The sequence below is a fragment of the Apibacter sp. ESL0432 genome, from assembly GCF_019469225.1.
Taxonomy (GTDB): Bacteria; Bacteroidota; Bacteroidia; order Flavobacteriales; family Weeksellaceae; genus Apibacter.
On record NZ_CP048266.1, the window covers coordinates 442,680 to 464,790 of the forward strand.

The 22,111-nt window shown below is 31.8% G+C and carries 19 protein-coding genes, 1 tRNA gene and 1 pseudogene; 10 read left to right on the forward strand and 11 right to left on the reverse strand.

Annotated features, from left to right (window positions below; genetic code table 11):
- Nucleotides 1-3 precede the first annotated feature (3 nt).
- Nucleotides 4-1,140 carry a porin gene (locus GYM73_RS01850; RefSeq protein ID WP_105297258.1) on the forward strand — a complete coding sequence of 379 codons (1,137 nt, stop codon included), beginning with the start codon at nt 4-6 and terminating at the stop codon, nt 1,138-1,140.
- Between the two features lie 149 nt (nt 1,141-1,289).
- On the opposite strand, the gene GYM73_RS01855 is transcribed toward GYM73_RS01850, so the two are convergent.
- Both GYM73_RS01855 and GYM73_RS01860 read right to left on the reverse strand, forming a co-directional pair.
- Nucleotides 1,290-2,285, reverse strand: a complete 996-nt coding sequence (locus tag GYM73_RS01855; RefSeq protein WP_220233968.1) for an AMP-binding protein — start codon at nt 2,283-2,285, stop codon at nt 1,290-1,292.
- A gap of 85 nt (nt 2,286-2,370) precedes the next feature.
- Nucleotides 2,371-3,378 carry an o-succinylbenzoate synthase gene (locus GYM73_RS01860; protein WP_220234340.1) on the reverse strand — a complete coding sequence of 336 codons (1,008 nt, stop codon included), beginning with the start codon at nt 3,376-3,378 and terminating at the stop codon, nt 2,371-2,373.
- 101 nt (nt 3,379-3,479) lie between these two features.
- On the opposite strand from GYM73_RS01860, the gene GYM73_RS01865 reads away from it, so the two are divergent.
- On the forward strand, nt 3,480-4,607 hold the full coding sequence (locus tag GYM73_RS01865) for an endonuclease (RefSeq protein WP_220233969.1): 1,128 nt from the start codon (nt 3,480-3,482) through the stop codon (nt 4,605-4,607).
- 84 nt (nt 4,608-4,691) lie between these two features.
- Here GYM73_RS01865 and GYM73_RS01870 read toward each other — a convergent pair whose 3' ends face one another.
- The 3 genes from GYM73_RS01870 to GYM73_RS01880 are packed head-to-tail and all read right to left on the reverse strand — an operon-like array spanning nt 4,692 to nt 7,419.
- Entirely contained in the window at nt 4,692-5,279 is a 588-nt protein-coding gene (locus GYM73_RS01870) for an LUD domain-containing protein (RefSeq protein WP_185150005.1), read from the reverse strand.
- The gene (locus GYM73_RS01875) at nt 5,266-6,663 is read right to left on the reverse strand and encodes a lactate utilization protein B (RefSeq protein WP_220233970.1); all 1,398 of its coding nucleotides are present in this window, start codon (nt 6,661-6,663) and stop codon (nt 5,266-5,268) included. The genes GYM73_RS01870 and GYM73_RS01875 overlap by 14 nt, the downstream gene beginning before the upstream one ends.
- 9 nt (nt 6,664-6,672) lie before the next feature.
- Nucleotides 6,673-7,419 carry a (Fe-S)-binding protein gene (locus GYM73_RS01880; protein ID WP_160542657.1) on the reverse strand — a complete coding sequence of 249 codons (747 nt, stop codon included), beginning with the start codon at nt 7,417-7,419 and terminating at the stop codon, nt 6,673-6,675.
- 215 nt (nt 7,420-7,634) lie between these two features.
- Between GYM73_RS01880 and tilS the strand changes: the two genes are divergently transcribed.
- Nucleotides 7,635-8,924 (forward strand): tRNA lysidine(34) synthetase TilS, encoded by a 1,290-nt coding sequence (gene tilS, locus GYM73_RS01885; protein ID WP_220233971.1) that lies wholly within the window; start codon nt 7,635-7,637, stop codon nt 8,922-8,924.
- A 99-nt stretch (nt 8,925-9,023) separates the two neighbouring features.
- Nucleotides 9,024-10,340 carry a YihY/virulence factor BrkB family protein gene (locus tag GYM73_RS01890; protein WP_166006934.1) on the forward strand — a complete coding sequence of 439 codons (1,317 nt, stop codon included), beginning with the start codon at nt 9,024-9,026 and terminating at the stop codon, nt 10,338-10,340.
- A 123-nt stretch (nt 10,341-10,463) separates the two neighbouring features.
- Here the strand turns inward: GYM73_RS01890 and GYM73_RS01895 are convergent, their stop codons facing one another.
- A complete protein-coding gene (locus tag GYM73_RS01895; RefSeq protein ID WP_220233972.1) occupies nt 10,464-11,870 on the reverse strand; it encodes a hypothetical protein in 1,407 nt (468 codons plus the stop codon).
- A 52-nt stretch (nt 11,871-11,922) separates the two neighbouring features.
- Complete coding sequence (locus GYM73_RS01900; protein WP_105297249.1) at nt 11,923-12,525, reverse strand: outer membrane beta-barrel protein; 603 nt, start codon at nt 12,523-12,525, stop codon at nt 11,923-11,925.
- An 84-nt stretch (nt 12,526-12,609) separates the two neighbouring features.
- Between GYM73_RS01900 and GYM73_RS01905 the strand changes: the two genes are divergently transcribed.
- Both GYM73_RS01905 and GYM73_RS01910 read left to right on the forward strand, forming a co-directional pair.
- Entirely contained in the window at nt 12,610-13,302 is a 693-nt protein-coding gene (locus GYM73_RS01905) for a metal-dependent hydrolase (protein WP_160542652.1), read from the forward strand.
- A gap of 80 nt (nt 13,303-13,382) precedes the next feature.
- Nucleotides 13,383-15,419, forward strand: a complete 2,037-nt coding sequence (locus GYM73_RS01910) for a M3 family metallopeptidase (protein ID WP_220233973.1) — start codon at nt 13,383-13,385, stop codon at nt 15,417-15,419.
- Between the two features lie 135 nt (nt 15,420-15,554).
- On the opposite strand, the gene GYM73_RS01915 is transcribed toward GYM73_RS01910, so the two are convergent.
- The 4 genes from GYM73_RS01915 to GYM73_RS01930 are packed head-to-tail and all read right to left on the reverse strand — an operon-like array spanning nt 15,555 to nt 18,927.
- Complete coding sequence (locus GYM73_RS01915; RefSeq protein ID WP_220233974.1) at nt 15,555-16,472, reverse strand: hypothetical protein; 918 nt, start codon at nt 16,470-16,472, stop codon at nt 15,555-15,557.
- Nucleotides 16,462-17,712, reverse strand: coding sequence for a polysaccharide deacetylase family protein (locus tag GYM73_RS01920; RefSeq protein ID WP_220233975.1), 1,251 nt, complete (start codon nt 17,710-17,712; stop codon nt 16,462-16,464). The genes GYM73_RS01915 and GYM73_RS01920 overlap by 11 nt, the downstream gene beginning before the upstream one ends.
- Nucleotides 17,713-17,727: 15 nt before the next feature.
- Nucleotides 17,728-18,405 carry a DNA repair protein RadC gene (radC, locus tag GYM73_RS01925; RefSeq protein WP_160567683.1) on the reverse strand — a complete coding sequence of 226 codons (678 nt, stop codon included), beginning with the start codon at nt 18,403-18,405 and terminating at the stop codon, nt 17,728-17,730.
- Nucleotides 18,406-18,417: 12 nt separating this feature from the next.
- Complete coding sequence (locus tag GYM73_RS01930) at nt 18,418-18,927, reverse strand: hypothetical protein (protein ID WP_220233976.1); 510 nt, start codon at nt 18,925-18,927, stop codon at nt 18,418-18,420.
- Between the two features lie 191 nt (nt 18,928-19,118).
- On the opposite strand from GYM73_RS01930, the gene GYM73_RS01935 reads away from it, so the two are divergent.
- The 4 genes and pseudogenes from GYM73_RS01935 (at nt 19,119) to GYM73_RS01950 (ending at nt 22,097) form a co-directional block, all read left to right on the forward strand.
- Nucleotides 19,119-19,192, forward strand: a tRNA-Asn gene (locus tag GYM73_RS01935).
- A gap of 740 nt (nt 19,193-19,932) precedes the next feature.
- Nucleotides 19,933-20,238 carry a type VI secretion system tube protein TssD gene (gene tssD, locus GYM73_RS10005; protein ID WP_220233977.1) on the forward strand — a complete coding sequence of 102 codons (306 nt, stop codon included), beginning with the start codon at nt 19,933-19,935 and terminating at the stop codon, nt 20,236-20,238.
- 33 nt (nt 20,239-20,271) lie between these two features.
- A pseudogene (locus GYM73_RS01945) lies at nt 20,272-20,958 on the forward strand (DUF2931 family protein); the annotation flags it as partial.
- Nucleotides 20,959-20,990: 32 nt separating this feature from the next.
- A complete protein-coding gene (locus GYM73_RS01950; protein ID WP_220233978.1) occupies nt 20,991-22,097 on the forward strand; it encodes a DUF2931 family protein in 1,107 nt (368 codons plus the stop codon).
- Nucleotides 22,098-22,111: the final 14 nt, after the last annotated feature.

A 22,111-nucleotide genomic window follows, 5' to 3' on the forward strand; every position in this document is an offset into this window, starting at 1 on the left:
TTTATGAAGAAATTAAGTATTACGAAAAAAATTCTCATAGCGGCTAATTGTTTATTTTGTTTGTCCATGTTCGGGCAGCAAACCAATCCAAGTACAGGAGAAAACACTGTCAATGAACCATCTTTCAAATCCGTTCTGGATAAGTTATTGAAAGATGACAAAATGTTAAACATTATGTTTGATACTCGTGTGGATTATCAAGCTACTTTTAAAGGAAGTAAAACGGATCAAAGCAGTTTCAGAGGAAATACTGTAAAAGTATGGTTTGAAGGTGAAATAATTCCCGGGTTTCGTTACAGGGTACGTCATAGACTAAATACCCCTCAAAACGCATTGTACAGAGATAACTATTCATCAGCAACCGATCAAGCATATTTCGAAATTGATGCAGGAAAAAATTTAACATTCCGTGTAGGTAAACAAGCAGTACAATTCGGTACTTTTGAATTTGACTATAATGCTGCTGATGTTTACTTATATACTATGACCTATAATGACCTGGATGCTTATAAAACGGGGGTTAATGTAGCTTATAGAGTAGCAGGACAAACCTTAAATTTTGAAGTAGTAAATTCGGATGCTCCTCAATTTGCTACCGATAAATATAAAAATAAATCGTTAGCAGGTTTATTCTTATGGGAAGGTAGCCTTTTCAACAATGTATTTAGAACTCGATATGGATACGGGGCCTTTCAACATGATGCGAGCAAATATTATAACTGGATAACCATTGGTAACCAAATCAATCTTAAAAAATTTACAGCTGAATTAGATTGGTATATGGGAGATCGTGATATGGATTACGGGGATGTCGTTCAAAATGAAGATTTAGGATTAAGACATGTTAGAGACAATTCTGTTTCAGTTAATTTTAAATACGATTTAGGAAAGATAAAACCTTTAATTAAAGGAGTATGGAATAAAAGAAGAGATCAAATAAATTCTTCTTCCTATATTAATGGAGGTGTACAAGCAGCAGTTGAATATTATCCATTTACAGATCCGGCTATTAAAGACCTTAGATTCCACCTTATGTATGCGTATAACAGAACCAATTTTAACGGAATATATAACGGTTTAGATGGAATTAATGGAAATCAAATTATTGCAGGTATGCGTTGGTTCTTGAAAATCAAATAGAAATTGTACGATTATACTCAAATATTTTGACAAAAAAGCCTTATAATTTATTTATAAGGCTTTTTTTATACCTTAATTTTTTAAATGTAAAATTTAAACTTAGTAAAAATAAAAAATCATTTTAAAAATAATCGAAATAAAAATAGAGCTTATATTTTTCGGATGATTTTTCCGGTAGGAGTTTTTGCAAAACTTTCAACATAAATAAACTCTTTAGGTTTTTCATATTTATTTTCAAAATTGAAATCTAGAATTTGTTTTTCTAAATTGAGATCTTTTTTTCCGGCTATAATAATCACTACTTTACTACCTAGTAAAGGATCTTGTACGGATGAAATGATAAAATCAGTTTGAATAATGGATTTGAGTTGTTTTTCGACTTGTTCAGGAAAAATTTTAATTCCTCCGGAATTAATTACATGGTCCATTCTTCCTTTCCATTCAAATTCATTGTCAGAAATGAGCGAAACCAGATCATTAGTTACAATTTCTTCATCCAAAAATGGAGGAAGAATACACAAACAACCTCTTTCATCCACACGAATTTTAGTATTGGGCATAACTTTAAAAACTGAATTTACCGCATGACCCGATATTTTTTTTAGTGCAATATGAGATATCGTTTCCGTCATTCCAAAAGATTCATAAATATCGGTAGTTTGGTTTTTTAATTCGGATACCAATTGAGCGGAAGGCTGAGCGCCTCCTACAATCAACTTTTTTATAAGGTAAAGCTTATTCAACGAATTTTCGACTTGCATAGGCGTCATTGCAGAAAAGGTAAATTCTCTGTTAAGATTCTCAAGGGGATGAGATACGGGCTTAATGCAATAAAGATCTAATTTCCAAACGATAGCTCTTACTAACATCATCTTACCTGCTATATAGGAAGAAGGCATACAAAGAAGAGCGCTATCATTAGCTTTAAGATTTAAAAAAGTACCCGTCATCTTTGCGCTTTCAGCCATAGCTTTTTTAGTCAGTGCAATATTTTTTGGAGTTCCGGTGGAACCGGATGTCTTTGTGATTATAGTGGGTGAAGCAGAATACCAATCTTTTAAAAAATCAACAAGGTCTATTTGCCATTTTTCTTGACAAGGTATTGCATTTACGTCTATAGGTTTTGAAAAATTCAGATGAATCATAAGAAATTTTTTATCTTTATACGATAATGATTACTATCAATGATACTATATATTTCAGAAGTATTTAACGGATACTTTTTTCAATTTATGGATTATAAAATAGATATTCACCCTTTACGGAAAGTTTAGAAGGGAAATTATTAGTATATAAACTTCCTGTACCCAAACCTTGCGGCATATCTTTATGAAATAAAGCAGTCCATTGCGCTATAGCATTTAATCCAATATTGGATTCTAAGGCTGAAGTGATCCACCAATCTATATTTTTAGATTCGGCTATTTCAATCCATTCTTCCGATCCTTTCCATCCGCCAATTAAAGAAGGTTTTAAAATTATATATTGAGGTTTTATAATTTCTAACGTTTTTTCTTTTTGATCTTTATAAAACTTACCGATCAATTCTTCGTCCAAAGCAATAGGAGTGGGAGTATATTTGCATAATTCAGCCATTTGGTTTTCATTTCCGGCTTTAATAGGTTGTTCAATGGAATGAATTTCAAGTTGAGCCAGTTGCTCTAATACCTTTTTTGCTTCCTCAAAAGAAAATCCGCCATTAGCATCCACTCTCAATTCCAATTGAGAAGCAGAAAATTCTTTGCGTAAGTTTTGTAATATTTTATATTCTTCTTGCCAGTTAACACCAATTTTAAGTTTTATACAACTATAATTTTGTTCGAGTTTTTGTTGGATTTGCTCACGCATAAAGTCCAAATTTCCCATCCAAATTAATCCGTTGATTTTAATTCCTTGTTTTCCTTCGGTAAATTCAGAAGGAAAAAACATCCCGTCTTTTCTGTTTTCAATTTGAGCAAAAATCTGTTCAATACCGAATTGTATGGAAGGAAATTCTTGACAATTCGTTAGCAAAAATTCTTTTCCTTCATTGATATGATCACATACCCATTGCAGTTTAGGCTCATATTCCATTTCGGAATCAGTACTTAAACCCCTAAAAAAACTACATTCGCCAACATATTCCGTATCTGAATTTTGAACTTTTAAAAGATAAGTTAGCTTAGAATTTAATGTTCCGCGAGAAGTTCCTGCCGGACGCTTAAATTGTAATTCGTATGAGGTGAAATTTGCCTGTATCATATAAAAAAATAATTATAATTAGTGAGATATTTATCTTAACTTGAACAAAAGTTAAAAACTTTATCAAAGTTATTACCAACGCTAAAATTACAAATAATATGAAGAAAATTTTATTATTTTGGATTGTACTATCCACCTGTTTTTTTTATTCTCAGCAAGCTGAGATACCGTTTATAGAAAGTAAGTCAATACCTCTCAACTATTATGTGGATGCATACGGTACGGGATATGACTTAAAAACACGTTTGAAAGAAATTATCAAACAGGGACATGTACCCATTGGATATAAAGGTTTGTGGAATTTATATAAGTCCATGAGTGCTTTTGGTGATCAATGGTATGAAAACGACGGAACTGTTTTGGATATTTATTCTGAGATACCTAACGGTGTGGATCCCTACAATTATCGGTTTGGAGTAGATCAGTGCGGAAATTATACTAAAGAAGGAGATTGTTATAATAGAGAGCACCTGATACCGCAATCTGTATTTTATAAAAAAAATCCCATGCTTTCTGATGCCTTTCATATTTGGCCAACGGACGGAAAAGTGAATGCTATGAGAAGCGATTATCCGTTTGGTAGAGTAGCTAACAGCAAATGGGTATCCAAAAACGGATCTCAATTGGGTAACAATGCTAATTCCGGCTATTCTAAAGGGTATAAAAGAGTCGTTTTTGAACCCATTGATGAATTTAAGGGGGATATAGCTCGAGCATTCTTTTATTTTGCAACCCGATATGAAGATGAAATCAGTTCTTGGAGTTTTGATATGTTTAATAGAACAAAAAATCAAGTGTTTACCGATACCTTTAGAAATATATTGCTGACTTGGCATGTGATGGATCCTGTCAGTGACCGAGAAATAGCCATGAATGAAGCTATTTATAGTAAACAAAAAAATCGTAATCCCTATATAGACCATCCCGAGTGGGTGGAAATGGTTTGGGGAAATAATTTAAAAGTGGAAAGTTTCGAATATCAACCCAGAGATTTTTTAGAAATTTATCCTACTCTTTCTTCGGGAACTGTATATATAAAATCCAACAATGATAAATCCGCAATTAAAAAAGTGCTGGTTTTTTCTTTAAACGGAATTATATTACAAACCATTGTAAATTCCTATAACAGTGATTTATTGACGATTACTATTCAAAAATCAGGTAGTTACGTAATAAAAGTAATGGGAAATGATTTTGAAGTAAACAGAAAAGTTATAATCCAATAAAATATGATAGAATTTAAAAGAGGAGAAATTCATTTTCTCCTCTTTTTTACTTTTCACTTGTTTATATTTCGGTAACGTATAAAACTACATAAAAAATACCGATAAGCTTCTGGCTCCTTGTGCTCCTCGAACCATAACAGCCCCTATATCTGCTGTAGCAGAAGGACCTAACATAAAACAACCGTAATTGTTATCACGAAGATTTATTCTTGCATACGCTTCATACATGTCTCTAACTATATCTTGAGGCTTTAACAAAATAATTAAATGTTGAGAAAGAAAACCTAAAGAAGTAACCATCATTCCTTTTTCCGTCAACCAGACCATACCGTTTTCTGAAACACCAAATTCCGCACGAATAATTCCAACATCCACATCATCCAATTGATGAGGATCAGTTACTTTGGATAAATCTTTATTTCCAGGAAATTCGATGGCAGAAGAACAAATTACTTTAGCTTGCGGATGTAATTCTTTAATTTTGTTTTCGCCCTCCTCAATGGAATTTATGGTGAAGCAAGTACCGGCATTTAAGATTAAATTTTCCTTAAATTCTTCCTTAATATCTTTTGTGCTTTTGGGAAATGAAGGAATGACAGGATAGGGATATTGTGTTCCTTGAGGCTTATTTTTACGAATAGCTTCTAATATATGTTCTTTAGTACTTATCATTTTTTTCTTTTCTGTTTTTAATATACCAATCTCTAAATGTATTTTTTGCCATGGAAAACATTTTACGTTCTTGAGTCCATGGATTTAAACTGCTGTATATAAGAAAATCGGGCACTATGGGCAGTGCTTTTTCTGCAAAAGCTTCCGTTGTTCTAAATAGATGCGGGTGACCTAAAACAGCACCGGCTGCTTTCAGCGCATATTTTCGATTTGAAGGCATATATCCTTTGTCGACAACCAATTTCCTCCATTTGTAGATTTGATAGGAAATGTCAATTTTTACCGGACAAACATCAGAACAAGAGCCGCATAAAGTGGAATGATACGGAAGCTCTTTATATTTTTCAAGATCGAAAGTCGGGCTTAATATAATTCCTATTGGACCGGAATAGGTTGATTCATAAGATAAACCACCACTTCTTCTGTAAACCGGACAAGTATTCATACATGCGCCGCAACGGATACATTTAAGAGAAGTCCAAAAATCTTCCATGCCTAAACGGGTAGATCTTCCATTATCAGTTATAATAATATGAAGTTCTCCATTTTTTCGAGGTCCGGTGAAATGCGAAGTATATTGGGTTGCCGGAGTTCCTAGTGCACTTCTGGATAAGAGACGTATAAAAATTCCTAAATCTTCCACCTTTGGAATTATTTTTTCAATACCTATACTAGCAATATGAAGAGGAGGTACGGCTGCTCCAATATCCGCATTACCTTCATTAGTGCAGACAACAAAAGTTCCTGTTTCAGCTATGGCGAAATTGGCACCGGTCATTCCTGCCCCTGCTCGTAAAAATTTAGGCCTGGCATTATTCCTCATCGCTTCGTTTAGAGAATGTGGATCCGTATCATTAGGATCAGTGCCTATGGTTTTAGCAAAGAGCTGGGCGATATCTTCCGTGGTTTTTTCAATGGCGGGCATAACAATATGAGCCGGAGGTTGATGAGAAAGCTGCTGTATTCTTTCGCCCAAATCAGACTCGGTAACCTCAATTCCCTTGGATTCTAAAAAGCTTGTCATTTCACACTCTTCTTGAAGCATGGATTTGCTTTTTATAATTTCAGTTACTTTTCTTTCTTGTAAGATATTATAAACGATTTCGTTATGTTCCTGTGCATCTCTAGCCCAGTGAACCACTGCACCTCTTTTGGAGGCATTTTCTGCAAAAGTGGATACATATTCGTCCAAGTGTGACAAAGTGTGTTCCTTTATTTTAGATGCTAATTCTTTAAGTTCTTCCCATTCCGGTATGGATTGGGCAATTCGATCTCTTTTTACTCGGGCATTCCAAAGGTTTTTATCGTGTTCCTTTTCGTGTATGTTATCTTGATTTATAAAATCAGCAGAATTTTTTTCAATGTTGACAATCTTCTTTTTCATTTTCAAAGTTTAAAATGGACCTCCGTTAAGAACTTGGGCAATATGAAGAAAAGGTAAATGGGTGATGCCATTTTTTAAAGCAACTCCCTTTTGGTGCATTAAGCAAGACATATCGGGTGAAACTACATATTCTGCTCCACTGGTTACGTAATCTGAAATTTTGTCTTTACCCATTTTTCCGCTCACTACTTCATCAGTTACACAAAAAGTGCCTCCAAAACCGCAACATTCGTCCGGTCTGCTCATCTCTGCTATTTCCAGTCCATCAATCATTTTTAATAAATCAGCAGATTTATTATAGGGAGTTCCTATGATTTCCGAAGGTTTGGCAATACCCAATCCTCGGATAGAGCTGCAACTATTGTGTAGAGCAACTTTATGTTTGAATTCAACACCCGGAAAACTTTTAACTTGTAGGATATCGTGTAAAAACTCAACCAATTCATAGGTGTTTTTTCTGACTTGCTTTACCTCATCGGTTTGCTCTAAATTATCAAAATGTAAACGGACTTGCTTTACACAACTTCCGGCAGGACCAACAATGTACTCATAATCCTTAAAATTTTGAATAAATAATTTTTGTGCAGTTTCTGCACTTTTGTAATCGCCCTCATTGGACATGGGTTGGCCGCAACAAGTTTGCTCCATTGGATATTCTACATCCAACCCTAATTTTTCTAATAATTCCAACGTTGCTATTCCTACTTCCGGGTAAATAGCATCAATATAACATGGAATAAATAAACCAATTTTCATAATAGATTTTTAATTTTATAGATAATTTTGTTATTTATAATCATTCTAAAGTAAATAAATCTAGGTATTTATATTATTTTAGCATTTTATTGTACAATTTATAGTGATAGCAAAGATTGTGCTTAATGAAAGGTTTTACTCAAAAATTTTTTCAGTTATCTTTGTTAAAAATTAAAATTCTGATATTTACCAATTTTTTCGGATAAATAAAACGTATGAGGTTAACGGATTCATTGAATAACTTACCTGTTGAAAAAAAATATTTATTAGCAGTTAGTGGAGGAGTCGATAGTATGGTATTGTTGCATTTATTTTATAATTCTTCTTACCGTTTTAGTGTAGTTCATTGTAATTTCCGGCTGAGAGGAGAGGATTCAGATTTAGACGAAAAATTGGTGAAGGACTTTTGTGATGATCATGATATTGAGCTTTTCATTAAAAGCTTTGATACCTTAAAAATTAAGAAAAATAGAGAATCTATTGAAATGGTTGCCAGGAACTTAAGATATGATTATTTTCAAGAATTAATAAAAAAGCACTCTTTTGATTATCTTGTTACCGCACACCATCTTAATGATAATGTAGAAACTTTTTTTATAAATCTATTGAGAGGTTCAGGCGTGAAGGGATTATCAGGAATGCAAATGATTGCAAATTATATAGTAAGACCTTTATTGCCTTTTACACGAAATGAAATCGTTAATTTTGCTTATAATCATTCGATTACTTGGAGAGAAGATGCTTCCAATCAGACGTTTGATTATTTGAGAAATAAAATTCGTCATCAGATTATTCCTGAATTTCAAGATATTTCACCCGGTTTTTTACATCAAGTAGAAAAAAGTATGAGTATTTTACATGAAACTCAATCTTTTTTAGAATCACAGGTGCAAGAATTACAAATAAAAGCAGAAGTTTTTGCTGAGACAGGGGTGAAGGCTTATTCATTAGAGAAACTTCTACAAGCTGATTTTCTTTTGTCTTACCATTTACTTTCCAAATATGGATTTACTAATAAAAAAGATTGTGAAAATATCTTAAATGCTCATACAGGAAGTTTATTTGAATCACATGAGTATAAAGCTTGGGTGGATAGGGGAACGTTGTTGTTAGCTAATAGAAGTAAAACGGAATTTTCAATTGTCAATTTTTTAATTCCATCGGTTCCGTGGATACTTAAGCAACCGTTTGAATTTACTTGTTGTGTAGTTGATAAAGCTATATTTGAGGAAGGGGAAAGTGTTGACTTTGAAAAAGTTGAATTTCCTTTGGTTTTAAGAAATTGGAAGGAAGGGGATTATTTTTACCCTATTAATGGATTAGGTAAAAAGAAGGTAAGTAAATTTTTAAAGGATCATAAGGTATCTAATTTTCAAAAAGAGAAAGTATTGGTTTTATGTAATAATTCAGGAGAAATTATTTGGTTGGTAGGGTTTCGTTTAGATGATCGTTTCAAAATATCACCTTCCACTCAAAAATTTCTTCATTTAAATTATAAAGCATAAGAGTTAAGGATAATAAACTATTATAAAGTAAATTTTTTCTTATTTAAAGCTAGTAGGTATCATGTTTGTATCTTTTAATAATAATTTGAAAAATATCTTATGTATTCTAAGATAAAGGAAAAAATCAAAAATATTATACATTTTTTAACCTATGATATATGGCGGGTAAACGGAAGCGATGGTCCTCATATAAAAACTTTTTTCATTAATATTACCAAAGCTTTTTTATTAACTTTTAGAAATAGTAACGGCTCACAGATCAATACTCGTGCAGCCGCCTTAACATATAATTCTCTTTTGTCTATAGTGCCTTTATTGGCAGTATTATTTGCTATAGCCCGTGGATTTGGTTTTCAAAATTTAGTGGAAACACAACTGTTTCAATATTTTACGGGACAGAAAGTTGCTCTTTCCAAGGCTATGCAATTTATAGACGGTTCAATTGATTATGCTCAAGGAGGCGTATTTTTAGGTTTAGGAATAATCATTCTCTTTTACACGGTTATAACTTTATTAGTAAGTATTGAAGATAATTTTAATACTATTTGGAGAATTAAAAAAGGAAGGAAATTTTCTCGACAATTTACGGATTATTTAGCCTTAATTCTTATAGCTCCCTTATTTTTAATTTGCAATGCCGGATTGTCAATTTTTTTGAACTCAACTACCAATATCAATATAATCGGTATGGTCATTAGTCCGATCATAAAGTTTATTCCCTACGTTATAATCATCTTACTTTTTACATTTATATATATTTACATTCCTAATACAAAAGTCAAATTTAGTGCTGCCTTTTTAGCAGGTATAGTGAGCGGAAGTTGTTTTCAAATTTTTCAAATGCTGTATATATCCGGACAATTTTGGATAGCAAAATATAATGCTATTTACGGGAGTTTTGCCGCATTGCCTTTGTTAATGCTGTGGCTGCAATTGAGCTGGTTTATTTGTTTATTCGGGGTTCAATTATCTTTTTCCTACCAAAATGTAAATAAGTTTAGCTTCGAAAAAGATATTTCCAACATAAGCAGGAGATATAAGGATTTTATACTTTTAATGATCACTACACTCATCATAAAACGATTTGAAGCTGGCGAAAAGCCCTACACGGCAGATGAATTATCTGAAACTTATAAAATACCCACCCGATTAACTAGTGATTCTTTATACTATTTATTACAAGTAGGATTAATTGTAGAAACACTAACAGAAAATGACATGGTGGTTGCATATATTCCCGGAATCGATATCAATCACATTACGATAAATTATTTTTTCAATAAATTGGATCAATATGGATCTGAAAACTTTAAGATCGATATGGAAGGAGATATTAAAAATATTTGGGATAAGACTTTAGAAATACGAAATATGATTTATAAGCATGAAAGCGGAGTTTTACTTAAAGATATTTAAAAGCTAATCGATAGCTTTATTAAGCCTTTTTAAATTTTCCTGAAGGTTTCCATTTAAATTGTTTTGAAAAATAATCCGGACATTCCATTAATTTATAAATTCTAATTTAAATATAATTTATAATCATTGATATGCTCCTAAAGCAGGATCGTTAATTCTCGATATACCGTTCATATCTTCAGGAACTTCCTTTGCATAAATTAAATTGCCTTTGCCCAAAGCTGGAGAACCTATATTAAGTAGAAGTAAACAATCCGAATATCCTGTTTTATAAAATTCAGGATCTTTATTAAGAATGGTATTTACAAAATGTTTGTCCGTTTCTATAGATAAATTATTGGAAGTATTTTTAATCAGATTAGTATCAAAAATATAATTAAAAGGGGCATGCTCATTTTTATCTAAATATAAGCTGTTATAATTTTTAACCCAGAAAATACAATTTTTAAAGGAGGCCGTAAGCGAATTGTATTTTGTTTGTCCTGATTTCTGATAAGCATTAGATAAGTAGGCAGAATATCCTGCACCAGCATTTAAATTCCAATAATTGGCAAAAGTACAATGAGTGAAATCATAGTTTCCTCCATATTCTGCTATAAGATCGGAAGTTCCACAATTATTTATGGCAAGATTCTTACCTTCCACATTGCCTCCTACAGAGTAGATTCCTCCATATAAAAAATTATAAATTTTGGAATTGAAGATGTTCAAATGAGCATTTTCCTCTAAATAAAATGCATTATTACCCCCTTTTATAACTAAGTGGTTAATTTTTGCGGAGGCATTGGTAGCGAGATGAATTTGATTCCAATTACCCGGAAGTGAATCGTATTTGGTTTCGTGTCGATCTCCTCGAATTAATACTTCATGTTCCAAAGAACCGTCTATTGTAAGTTGGCTGCCTGAATCAATAATTATATTTGCATTCTTATGAAGGTATATTTTGGTTCCTTCCGACACGAATAACTTGGCACCATTTGTAATTTTTAAATTTCCATAAATAACTTTGGATTTAGTATTGTTCCAAGCCAGATCTTTTGCTATTTCTTTAGTCCCTGATTTAGAATAGTAAAATTCTGCATCTTCAATTAAAGAAAGTAACTTAACTTTTTGTGTAGATACGACGGTGGTAAACAATAAATCCTCATCTGCTAACGCTTCGGGTGCATTAATGGCTTGAGGGGCAACTTCAATAAAAATGAATAAACTATCTTTAGACCGTATAGGTATGTTTTGAAAGCTATTTTGATTGGTTGCATTGCCGGGAGTTCCGTCTACATTAATTTTAAATTGAGAGGACGAGCCTTTTTCAAGATAAATCCTCGGAATTACAACATCATCGTTTTGTTGGTTATAAACTTTAAGTACATAGGTTTCTGATCGAACCGTTGAAAATACAGTATCCAGCATAACCGTATCTTTAGAAAAACGAAGCGGTTTAGAAGCAGAATCATAATTATAATCATCTCTGCATGAAAAAATTGAAAGAGCTAAAAAAGATAAAAATATTAAAATTGATAATTTTTTCATATCAGTTTAATCATAATAAGAATGGGCACTAAAATAAGAAATACGTTTTGCCTTAAAATTTATATCCGACACTTAATACCAGAGAATTTTGTCTTTTCTCCAATTTAAATGCTTCACCGGTACGCTTCTTTATAAAATTTGTTTGACTTTTATTAAATCCGAATTCATAACGCACATCAAAAGTGAGCTTAGCTAAGTCAAAACCTCCTCCTACTTGACCGGCAAGTGAAAAATCATCTGTTTTTGTTTTTCTAATTCCTTTTAAGGAAATATCTTCATTTAAAGAAGTGGAAAAAACAGGACCGGCATACAATCGGGTAACTTCTAAAAATTTAGATCCAAACAAAATAGGGATATCCAATCGGTTGGAATGTGCTGTAAATTCACCATCGTTCCTATAATCGAAATTAGTTTTCATGGAAGAAAAATAAATCTCAGGTTGGATAAACCATTCCAAAAATTTTATTCGACTAAAAAAACCCGCATGCCATCCGATATTATCAGTGGCTTTACTTTCTTTAATATTGGTTACGGTTTGCTTTAAGGTTCCTTTATAACCGAAAGCCATTCCGGCTTTGGCTCCAAATTCAACTTGTTGTGCATAAGTAACGATTGAAATAAAAAGTAAAAATAATATCGGAAAGAGTCTTTTCATATATAATGATTTTTGCTTAATTTTTTTCAAAGATAATTATTATTTATTACATTTGAAGAACATTAAATATTAAAGGATAAAGTCATGGAAATTATATATTACGGACATGCATGTTTTGGTTTTAAAACCTCATCATCAACGGTCTTAATTGATCCATTTATTTCAGGGAATGAACTAGCAAAAGATATTGATATAAATGGAATTAAAGCAGATTATATTTTTTTGACTCACGCCCATTATGATCATATTTTGGATGTTGAAACTATTGCTAAAAACAATAATTCCCAAATATTGGCTAATCCGGAAATTACTGCTCACTATGAAAAATTGGGTTTAAATGTTATACCCATGAATATAGGAGGAGTTAAGAAATTTGATTTTGGTAAAATTAAAATGGTATCGGCGTCCCACAGTTCTTCTTTTCCCGATGGTTCCTATGGCGGATTAGCTTGTGGTTTCCTGATGAAAATGGATGGGAAAGTAATTTATGTAGCCGGTGATACTGCCCTTACTACTGACATGAAATTGCTACCATTTATCTATGGATATATTAACGTGGCAATATTACCTATTGGTAATACCTATACGATGGGTGGATATGATGCTGTTATTGCAGCAAAATTTGTTAAAACAAAAAATGCTATAGCGTCTCATTATGATACTTTTCCTGCCATAAAAGTTAATAAGGATAAGATTAAACATTTATTCTTAGCCGAAGAAAAACGGTTAACTTTTTTATCCATTGGAGAATCAGTGGATATTTGTAAATTTGAATAATTTTAATCACATATAAATTAATTATATAGAACTGTATATAGGGTAAACTTTATTCGATAGTATATACTTACAAAAAAATTATGAGTAATAATTTAGTGGAAAAATTTAATACGCCTTACGAAAGCATCCCTTTCGAAAACATTAAACAAGAAGATTTTAAACCAGCGATTGAACAGGCAATTGAAGATGCTAAGAACGAAATTAACGAAATAGTTCAAAATACAGATCCACCGAATTTTGTAAATACCATAGTAGCCTTAGAAAATGTTGGAAAAAAACTTACCATAATTTCCTCTACTTTTTTTAATTTAAATTCAGCAGAAACTAATGATTATTTGCAAAGTTTAGCGGAGGAAATATCTCCTATGCTAACTGAATATGCAAATGATATCATACTGAATGAACAATTATTTGAAAAAATAAAAATCGTTTACGATACAACTTTAAAATCAAAGTTAAGCCAAGAAGAAGTACGACTTTTAGATAAAACGTATAAGGATTTTTCAAAAAATGGAGCCTTGTTATCCTCGGAGGATAAAAATAATCTCCGACAAATATCTAATGAATTAGCAATTTTATCCGTTAAGTTTGGCCAAAACGTTTTAAAGGAAACCAATGATTACTTTCTTCATATATCTGAAAATAAGGATATGGAAGGAATTCCGGAATCCATTAAAGAAATGGCAAAACAAGAGGCAGAAAATAGAAATTTGAAAGGTTGGGTTTTCACGTTACATTATCCCAGCTATGTACCTTTTATAACGTATTCGGCAAATCGAGAGTTACGCAAGGAAATTTATACTGCTTATATGCAACGAGCATGTAAAGATAATGAGTATAATAATGAAGATATTATTCATAAAATTGTTGAATTACGGAGCAAGAAAGCTAAATTATTAGGTTTTAAAACTTATGCCGATTTGATTTTGCAAGAGAGAATGGCTTCTGCACCTAAACTTGTATATGATTTTTTATATGATTTGTTGCATAAAGCTAAGCCATTTGCTCAAAAAGAAATTCAAGACTTAAAAAATATAGCTTCACGAGACGGAATAACTGAAATGATGCCTTATGATCATGCCTTTTATGCTGAAAAATTAAGACAAGAAAAATTTTCGTTTTCTGAAGAAGAATTAAAACCTTATTTTCCTTTGCATCAGGTTTTAAATGCTGCTTTTGATGTAGCTAAAAAATTATATGGGTTGACTTTTATCGAAAGAGAAGATATACAAAAATATCATTCAGAAGTTAAAGTGTATGAAGTCATCAATGATAAAGGAAAACATCAGGCATTGTTATATACCGACTTTTTTCCCAGAGAAGGCAAAAGGGCAGGAGCTTGGATGACTTCCTATAAGGGGCAATTTAAAACTTTAAGTGATAATATCAGACCGCATATTTCGATAGTTTGTAATTTTTCACGTCCTAACGGAGAAATACCTTCTTTATTGACATTTAGTGAAGTTACCACGTTATTTCATGAATTTGGCCATGCATTACACGGTATTTTAGCTAATACAACCTTTGAATCATTATCAGGCACGAATGTTTATTGGGACTTTGTTGAACTACCGTCTCAATTTATGGAAAACTATGTTTTTGAAAAGGAATTTTTAAAAACTTTTGCCCTTCATTACCAAAAAGGGGATATGCTGGATGAGGAGAAAATTGATAAAATAGTTGCATCTGCTAACTTTATGCAAGGATATCAAACTCTTCGACAAATTGGCTTAGGTCTTTTGGATATGGCCTATCATACCGATGAGTTGACATCAGATCAAGGGATTGAAGATTTTGAAGTAGAAAAGATTAAAGAAACCCAATTGTATCCTCATATCAAAAATACTTGTATAAGTACATCTTTTTCACATATATTTCAAGGGGGATATGCTGCAGGTTATTATTCCTATAAATGGGCTGAAGTTTTAGACGCTGATGCTTTTGATTACTTTAAAGAAAGAGGAATTTTTGATAAAGAAACAGCATCTAAATTTGAAAGTTTATTAAGTAAAGGCGGGACTGAAGACCCTATGGAATTATATATAAGTTTTCGGGGTAGAAGACCTCAATCGGAGGCCTTACTCAAACGTGCCGGTTTACTAGCCAATACCAATTAAATAAAAGAGTTTTTAGATAGTATAATATAATGAATGGTTTGAAATTTCAAACCATTTTTTTATGGTGTTATTTTTAAGTTTAGAGAAATCAACTCTATCAAAAATAGGTTAATGAATACACTAATAAAAGGAAAGTTAACGAGAAGTTTTAAAAATAGTTAAGCTGCTTAAATTATCCATCCATTTTAAATTTTTATATAACACATAATGATTAGTCGCTGCTCCGAAACTTTTATTGAAATAGGCTATTCCCGGTATCATAGAACCTTCAAAATCTAAAATTAATTTTTGATCGGAATAATTTTTAATCAATACGTCTATCAGATAAGCATACGAATTTTTAATCTCTAACTCTTTGTCTCTTACTGACAGTAAATTTATAATCCTTCCTTTGGAAAAAATGAGCCATATATAGACTGTAGGAATATTATCTCTATTATAAAGGGTATATTGTTTTAACACTTTTTGTCGATTTAATTCTTGTAAAAGTGTGTTTAAGATATTGAGCTGTGAGGCTGATAGAATTCTATTGAGCAGATTACTTGGTTTTTCTGATACAATTGATCCCGTATATTTTTCTTCAATTCTGCTATTGGATAATAAATAATTTTTAAGGACCCTTTTTTTGTTTGCATTATAATTAGTTACAAGAGTTGAATATTCACGATCTAAATTCAATATTTGATTATCTCTCTTTACATAGTGGGAAGGTAAATATGGGGTGTTTTCTTCGTTAAAGCAATAGCTTCTTACTTTATATTTTTTTAAGAAAGATATAAAAAGATGGAAGGTTTCAGCGGATATGATTTCTTTATAAAATATGCCTAATTGTTGACAAAAAATAGGTTGAATAACTAATTTAAATCCCCATTTTTTTTGATAGGGGATAGGCATTACAGCTTCATAATCGTTTAATACCAAAATATCATAACCATCGGGAGAAACAATGTTTAAATACCACAGTTCTGCATAAATTCTGTAATTGAGGCATTGATCCAAACATGCGGAATATTTTGTTTTATCAATGGTTTTATGATTGTATCTAAAGATCATAGGCTTTACGAATCAATTTTTCATATACGTTTTTCCACAGCTTCCATTCTCCATGATTAGATAAGCTGTCATTATGGAAAATAGATATAAAAGTTCCGTTTACTTTTTTTACGGCATGCAGTAAATTTAATAGCTTATTTTCAGCTTCCTCAATAGATAATTGCATGTAATTTTTAAGCGTCACATCCATCACGCAGAATGGATAAACTTTTAATTCGGTAACTTGATTATTTTTCAAATCAAACCAATAAAAAGGGGTACAAGTACCTGCTCTGAAACCGATATGATCTTGAAAACCCATGGAAAAATCTGCTTTAATATTTAATCGGATCAGGTTGTTGTAAGTTTCGGGTAAATGAAGTTTTATAAAATGTTGTCTGGAATTAGCAATTTTTTGTTTTACAAGATTTTCCAATGCTAATTTTTCCTTCTTCAAGATTGTGAAATCCTTATTGGAAAAATAGCTGGGATGAAGACCTATAGTAGTATAATCTTGATTATATAATTGTAGTATCAATTCTTGGTAAGCTGAATTTTTAGGGTCATGATTAGTATCCCATTGACTTCCTAATCCAAAAGAAATAAAATAAATGGTAGGTATTTCTAATTTTTGTATATAAGGATAAATGTAATAAGGGTCCGATTTTAATCCTGATAAAACTAAAATTTGTTGTTGAAAATCTTTCCATCGAAAAGTTAAAATATTTTTTCCTAATGCTTTACATTTTTTTAACCAAAATTTATTTTTATATAACCAAGCATGATCTATATCTATGGTATTTACATAGGTAAACTTCCGAGCTTTATAATTGAGTGAAGGAAAGTTTTTTTTTAAAGTATTAAATAGTTTATAAGCAAAGGTATCTATCCATGGAACTAACGGATCAATCTTATTTTTAATTGATGATGCTTTGTATGAGAATCTATGATGAATATCTTTTTGATACGGCAAATATTCTTCATATCTTGAAAGTAAAAAAAAAGCAGTTGCAAAAGGGTCTTTTAAAACTTCCCTTAAGTTTTGTGTTTTAATATCCGTTTCAAATAATAAATTACAAGCCGAATAATGAATTTCGTTTTTTACTATTGAAAATGAATAAGAAAATTTAGGCAAAGTTTCTTTATTGAAGAGAATAGCGCAATCTGTAAGCCGGAAAGAAATTCCCAAAATTTGTTCGAAAATAAAAGTAAAAATATACTTAATTCTTTCATTGATTTCAGGAACATATATAAGAATCATAGGTAAAGTGGTCTTTCACAGTAAATTTTCATCGGCAAAACTGAAAAAAGAGGTTTGCGTAACAATTAAATGATCCATCAAAGTTATATTTAATAAGTTCCCTGCTTTTTTTATTTCATGGGTAATTTGTATATCAGAATTGCTGGGCTGAATATTTCCTGAAGGATGATTATGTGATATGATTAATGAAACTGCATTAAGTTCTATAGCATGTTTAAATATTAGTCGATTATCAACCATTGTACCGGTTATTCCTCCTTGAGAAATTTTTTCTTTACTTAATATTTTATTGGATCTGCTTAAATAAATTACCCAAAATTCCTCTATCATCAAATCACCAATAATAGGTTGAAGAATATTATAGGCATCTTTCGAAGAAGAAATTTTTTCTTTTTTTAAGGCTTGCTGTAAGGATTTTCGTCTTCCAATTTCAAGAGAAGTGATAATTTCAATTGCTTTAACTTTACCTACTCCGTTAAATTTGCATAAATCTCGTATGGTTAGCTTTGCCAATTCATTCCAATTATGATTTACGGATGATAAAATTCGTTGAGCAAGAGTAATGCTGCTTTCAGATTTCGAACCACTACCTAAAATTATAGCAAGAAGTTCTGCGTCTGATAAGGATTGTTTTCCTCTCAGTAATAATTTTTCTCTGGGTCTTTCTTCTTCAGCCAATGATTTGATGTTCATAGTGAAAATTTTTTAGATTCCGTCTTGAATATCTTTTTGTAAATACAAAATTGCCGTAGACGAAGGAGAAGCGTCTTCCATCGATTGTTTAATGATTTCCTCTTGAATTTCTTGTATTGAAGAATCTTTCATAGCTTCAATAGTATTTTTTATAAGCAATTGGGTTGCATTCTTTGCCGATAAAATAATCTTCCACGATTTCGGATTTATATAGAGTTGTTGTGCTAAATTGTGTTCGAATTCTGTTTGAATAGTTTCTATTAATGTGAATTCATAAGATTTACTATCATCCGTAGGGGTTACTCGTCGTATTAAAGAAGAAGGGCGTATTCTTTCTAAAAAAAGAGTCATACGTTCATAGGCTTGTAATTTATTCGGTAAAATATTCTCAGAATATTTTAAACGCAATTCAAAACTTCTTCTTTCTCTTTCTGATTGAAAAAAACGGGTTAACATAAACAGAAAACCTCCCATAAAGAGCACTAAAATCAATAAGAATACAAGCAATATAGATATGTCCATAATAAATTATATAAGTTAGACAGAGACAAAAATACTATTTTATATTAGAAAAAGTATCTTATATGAGCTATATATTAAAAAATTAAAATTTTTTTTCATTGATACTTATGTACTTAGATTTTAAGATGAAAAAAAGATTAAAAAATATTTGGAGCATATATAAAATTCTTCTACATTTGCACTCACAAAATTCCTCCTTAGCTCAGTCGGTTAGAGCATCTGACTGTTAATCAGAGGGTCGCTGGTTCGAGCCCAGCAGGAGGAGCTAAAAAAGAGTTACATAATTTGTAACTCTTTTTTTATTCCCTGTACACACAATTTGCTCATAAGGTATTTTTGTTTATATATCTCTTTGTTTTGTAATGTCATTATCTTTATTGTTTTAATATTTCGCCTCATTACTTTACATTTTATTTACTCTTTTTGTTCGGTTAGGGCGCGCGAAATGTAACCCTGAACAGGGGATAACATGTTAATGAAGGATTCTTAGTGGTTATCTGATTTTGCCTTCAGGCAGTCATACAAACCATACCCTGCTGTATTGAAGAACTTGTGAAAAGACATATTAGTTTTGTGTATAAAAAGGGAAAAAGAGGAAAACAGCTTAAATAATCTATATTCAATATTCTTGATTAATTACGCCTAGTTCAATAAATATAAATAAAATCAGAAAAAATGGCTGTTATATATCTTTAACGAATAATAGCTATGTTTTTTGCATTTTGAATCACATCTATTATAGCTGTTTTATCCATTAAAAAAATAATATTTATCTTTGTTTAAATTTTAATTTATTATGAAAAATCACTATTTATTTACTTTTAAAAAATTTAAAGCTATGAGTTCTTTTTAGTTAAATTAGCAATAGGCGGAGATAGCTACACCGTACTAAAGTGCAAGTACAATTTTTGAAAGTACACCGAAAGCATCTTAAACCTTTGGAAAAACATTAAAGCAGAGAAATAGAACTAAGCATAGAAAAACCGGGAAAACCTATTTGTAGGCTTGATTCTTTCTACAGACGGGGACAAAATTAGAAAAATTATCTTCTTCAGTCGGGATGGAATGAGCCGCCTATTGGAAAAAACATTTGAAAAAGTCTACTGCATTAATTTCCGGGATAAATTCAGCTCCGTTGGAACTTCCCCGATACAGGTTAGTATGACCTTGTTAGTACTCAGCCTGAGTTTTAATGGCTTTCTTTCATTAAAAAGAAATAGATGCTTAGTTAAATTTTTTTTATCACACAACCTAAAAACAAAAAAGCGCATGGAAAAAAAGTATATGAAGGAGAAGGTTATATTCTTATAAAAGGAGAAGAACCCCAACAAACCGGAACCGTTTAAAGAAAACTATAGAACAATCAATGTAGGTTTTGCCCCGGGAGGAGTAGCCATGGTTTGGGTAGCAGGTATAGGTCGTCAAATAGAAGTGGGCAGATATCAAGGAATTAAAACGGAAATACCCAAAGAACAAGTAGAAAAATTAAAAGACGAACCGGAATACAGCATGCTACGGCCGGAATATCAAGAATCCATAATGAAAAATCCGGGGATCATCCCACAAGATGTGCAAGATGCTAATAAAGACAAACCCATTCCTTACGGGCTATGGGATACGTATAGGAAAAAATATAATTGGAAATTTAACTTTGATTTTCCGAATTCAGATGAAATAACCAATAGAGTAACCTGTTTTTACTTTAATGGAGAAAAAGAAATCTTATTCGGAGATAAACCGATAAAATTATATCAAATACCGGAAGAATTAAGATGGAACAAATCAGAAAAAAAAGCCATACCTCGAAAAATATCATTTAGTTGGATTGAAAAAGAAAATAAGTTAAGATCAGGAGCAATAACTTTTAATGAAGCCCAGATATTTAAGACTTTTAAAGAATTAACTCAGGGAAATATGGAAGAATCAATAAAATTAACTATACGAATTATCCATACCGGAGATGATGCCTCGGTATGGTTGGAAGGAAACGGAAAAAGCATCGGATTGTATGAAAGTGAAGTTGATATATAATGGTAAACCATTAATTATATAAATATTTAACGATGAAACTAAAAATAAAAAATCATTATCTGATAGCACTGCTACAACTGCTTTCCGTAGTGGTAAGCTGTCAGGATAAAAATAAAAAAACTATGAAAGAAGAATTTGATTGGAAGGAAACTGTTTCCTGTCCCTCAGGCTATCCCGTAGATGTGTTTATGGGGGGATTAGAATTAACCACAGGAGGCTATACTAGTTTATACTCAGGAGTGGTAGATCATGCAGAATGGGGGAGTGCGGGAAGGAGTATGAGCAGCGGAGTAAAGCCTTTGCCCAAACGTCTAAATGTAATTTGGATATCTTTTGCAGAGAAAACCTTTTATCATGTAGATGCGGAACTGGATTATGAAAAAATAGCCGGTCTTTTTAGAAAGGGATATTATCTCCCCTCTATAAATAAAGATAACCCCGAACCATTTAAAGAAAATTATTGGACAATAAATGTAGGCTTTGCCCCGGGAGGAATGGCAGTGGTTTGGGTAGCAGGAGCAGCTCGTCAAATAGAAGTGGGCAGGTACCAGGGAGTAAAAACGGAAATACCCAAAGAGCAAGTCGAAAAACTAAAAGACGAACCGGAATACAGTATGCTACGTCCGGAATATCAAGAATCCATAATGAAAAATCCGGGGATCATCCCACAAGATGTGCAAGATGCTAATAAAGACAAACCCATTCCTTACGGGCTATGGGATACGTACAGGAAAAAATACAATTGGAAAGTAAATTATGAACTACCCAAAGAGGCAGAATTGGATGAGATGACATATGATTTTTATAACGGAGAAGAAATAAATTTATTTGGCGACTATCAAATAAAAAGATATCAAATACCAAAGGAATTGCACTGGAACTATGATGAGGAAAAAGCTATACCTAAACAAATAAGTTTTCGTTGGAAGGAAAAAGTAAAAAAAAACTGTGGAGGGTATATCAAATTTAATGAAGATCAAATATTTAAAGCATTTGAAGAGCTTACACAAGGTAAGGCGAAAGCAGTACCTCTACAAATAACCATACGAATCACCCATACCGGAGATGATGCTTCAGTATGGTTGGAAGGAAACGGAAAAAGCATCGGGTTGTATAAAAGTGAAGTAAAAATATTTTAGAATGGGAAACCATT

Coding starts and splice junctions, on each gene's coding strand:
- GYM73_RS01900 (WP_105297249.1), bottom strand. CDS start 12,525: ATGAAAAGACTCTTTCCGATATTATTTTTACTTTTTATTTCAATCGTT.
- GYM73_RS01850 (WP_105297258.1), top strand. CDS start 4: ATGAAGAAATTAAGTATTACGAAAAAAATTCTCATAGCGGCTAATTGT.
- GYM73_RS01920 (WP_220233975.1), bottom strand. CDS start 17,712: ATGATTCTTATATATGTTCCTGAAATCAATGAAAGAATTAAGTATATT.
- GYM73_RS01950 (WP_220233978.1), top strand. CDS start 20,991: ATGAAACTAAAAATAAAAAATCATTATCTGATAGCACTGCTACAACTG.
- radC (WP_160567683.1), bottom strand. CDS start 18,405: ATGAACATCAAATCATTGGCTGAAGAAGAAAGACCCAGAGAAAAATTA.
- GYM73_RS01875 (WP_220233970.1), bottom strand. CDS start 6,663: ATGAAAAAGAAGATTGTCAACATTGAAAAAAATTCTGCTGATTTTATA.
- tilS (WP_220233971.1), top strand. CDS start 7,635: ATGAGGTTAACGGATTCATTGAATAACTTACCTGTTGAAAAAAAATAT.
- GYM73_RS01865 (WP_220233969.1), top strand. CDS start 3,480: ATGAAGAAAATTTTATTATTTTGGATTGTACTATCCACCTGTTTTTTT.
- GYM73_RS01870 (WP_185150005.1), bottom strand. CDS start 5,279: ATGATAAGTACTAAAGAACATATATTAGAAGCTATTCGTAAAAATAAG.
- GYM73_RS01895 (WP_220233972.1), bottom strand. CDS start 11,870: ATGAAAAAATTATCAATTTTAATATTTTTATCTTTTTTAGCTCTTTCA.
- GYM73_RS01930 (WP_220233976.1), bottom strand. CDS start 18,927: ATGGACATATCTATATTGCTTGTATTCTTATTGATTTTAGTGCTCTTT.
- GYM73_RS01880 (WP_160542657.1), bottom strand. CDS start 7,419: ATGAAAATTGGTTTATTTATTCCATGTTATATTGATGCTATTTACCCG.
- GYM73_RS01910 (WP_220233973.1), top strand. CDS start 13,383: ATGAGTAATAATTTAGTGGAAAAATTTAATACGCCTTACGAAAGCATC.
- GYM73_RS01905 (WP_160542652.1), top strand. CDS start 12,610: ATGGAAATTATATATTACGGACATGCATGTTTTGGTTTTAAAACCTCA.
- GYM73_RS01915 (WP_220233974.1), bottom strand. CDS start 16,472: ATGATCTTTAGATACAATCATAAAACCATTGATAAAACAAAATATTCC.
- GYM73_RS01890 (WP_166006934.1), top strand. CDS start 9,024: ATGTATTCTAAGATAAAGGAAAAAATCAAAAATATTATACATTTTTTA.
- GYM73_RS01855 (WP_220233968.1), bottom strand. CDS start 2,285: ATGATTCATCTGAATTTTTCAAAACCTATAGACGTAAATGCAATACCT.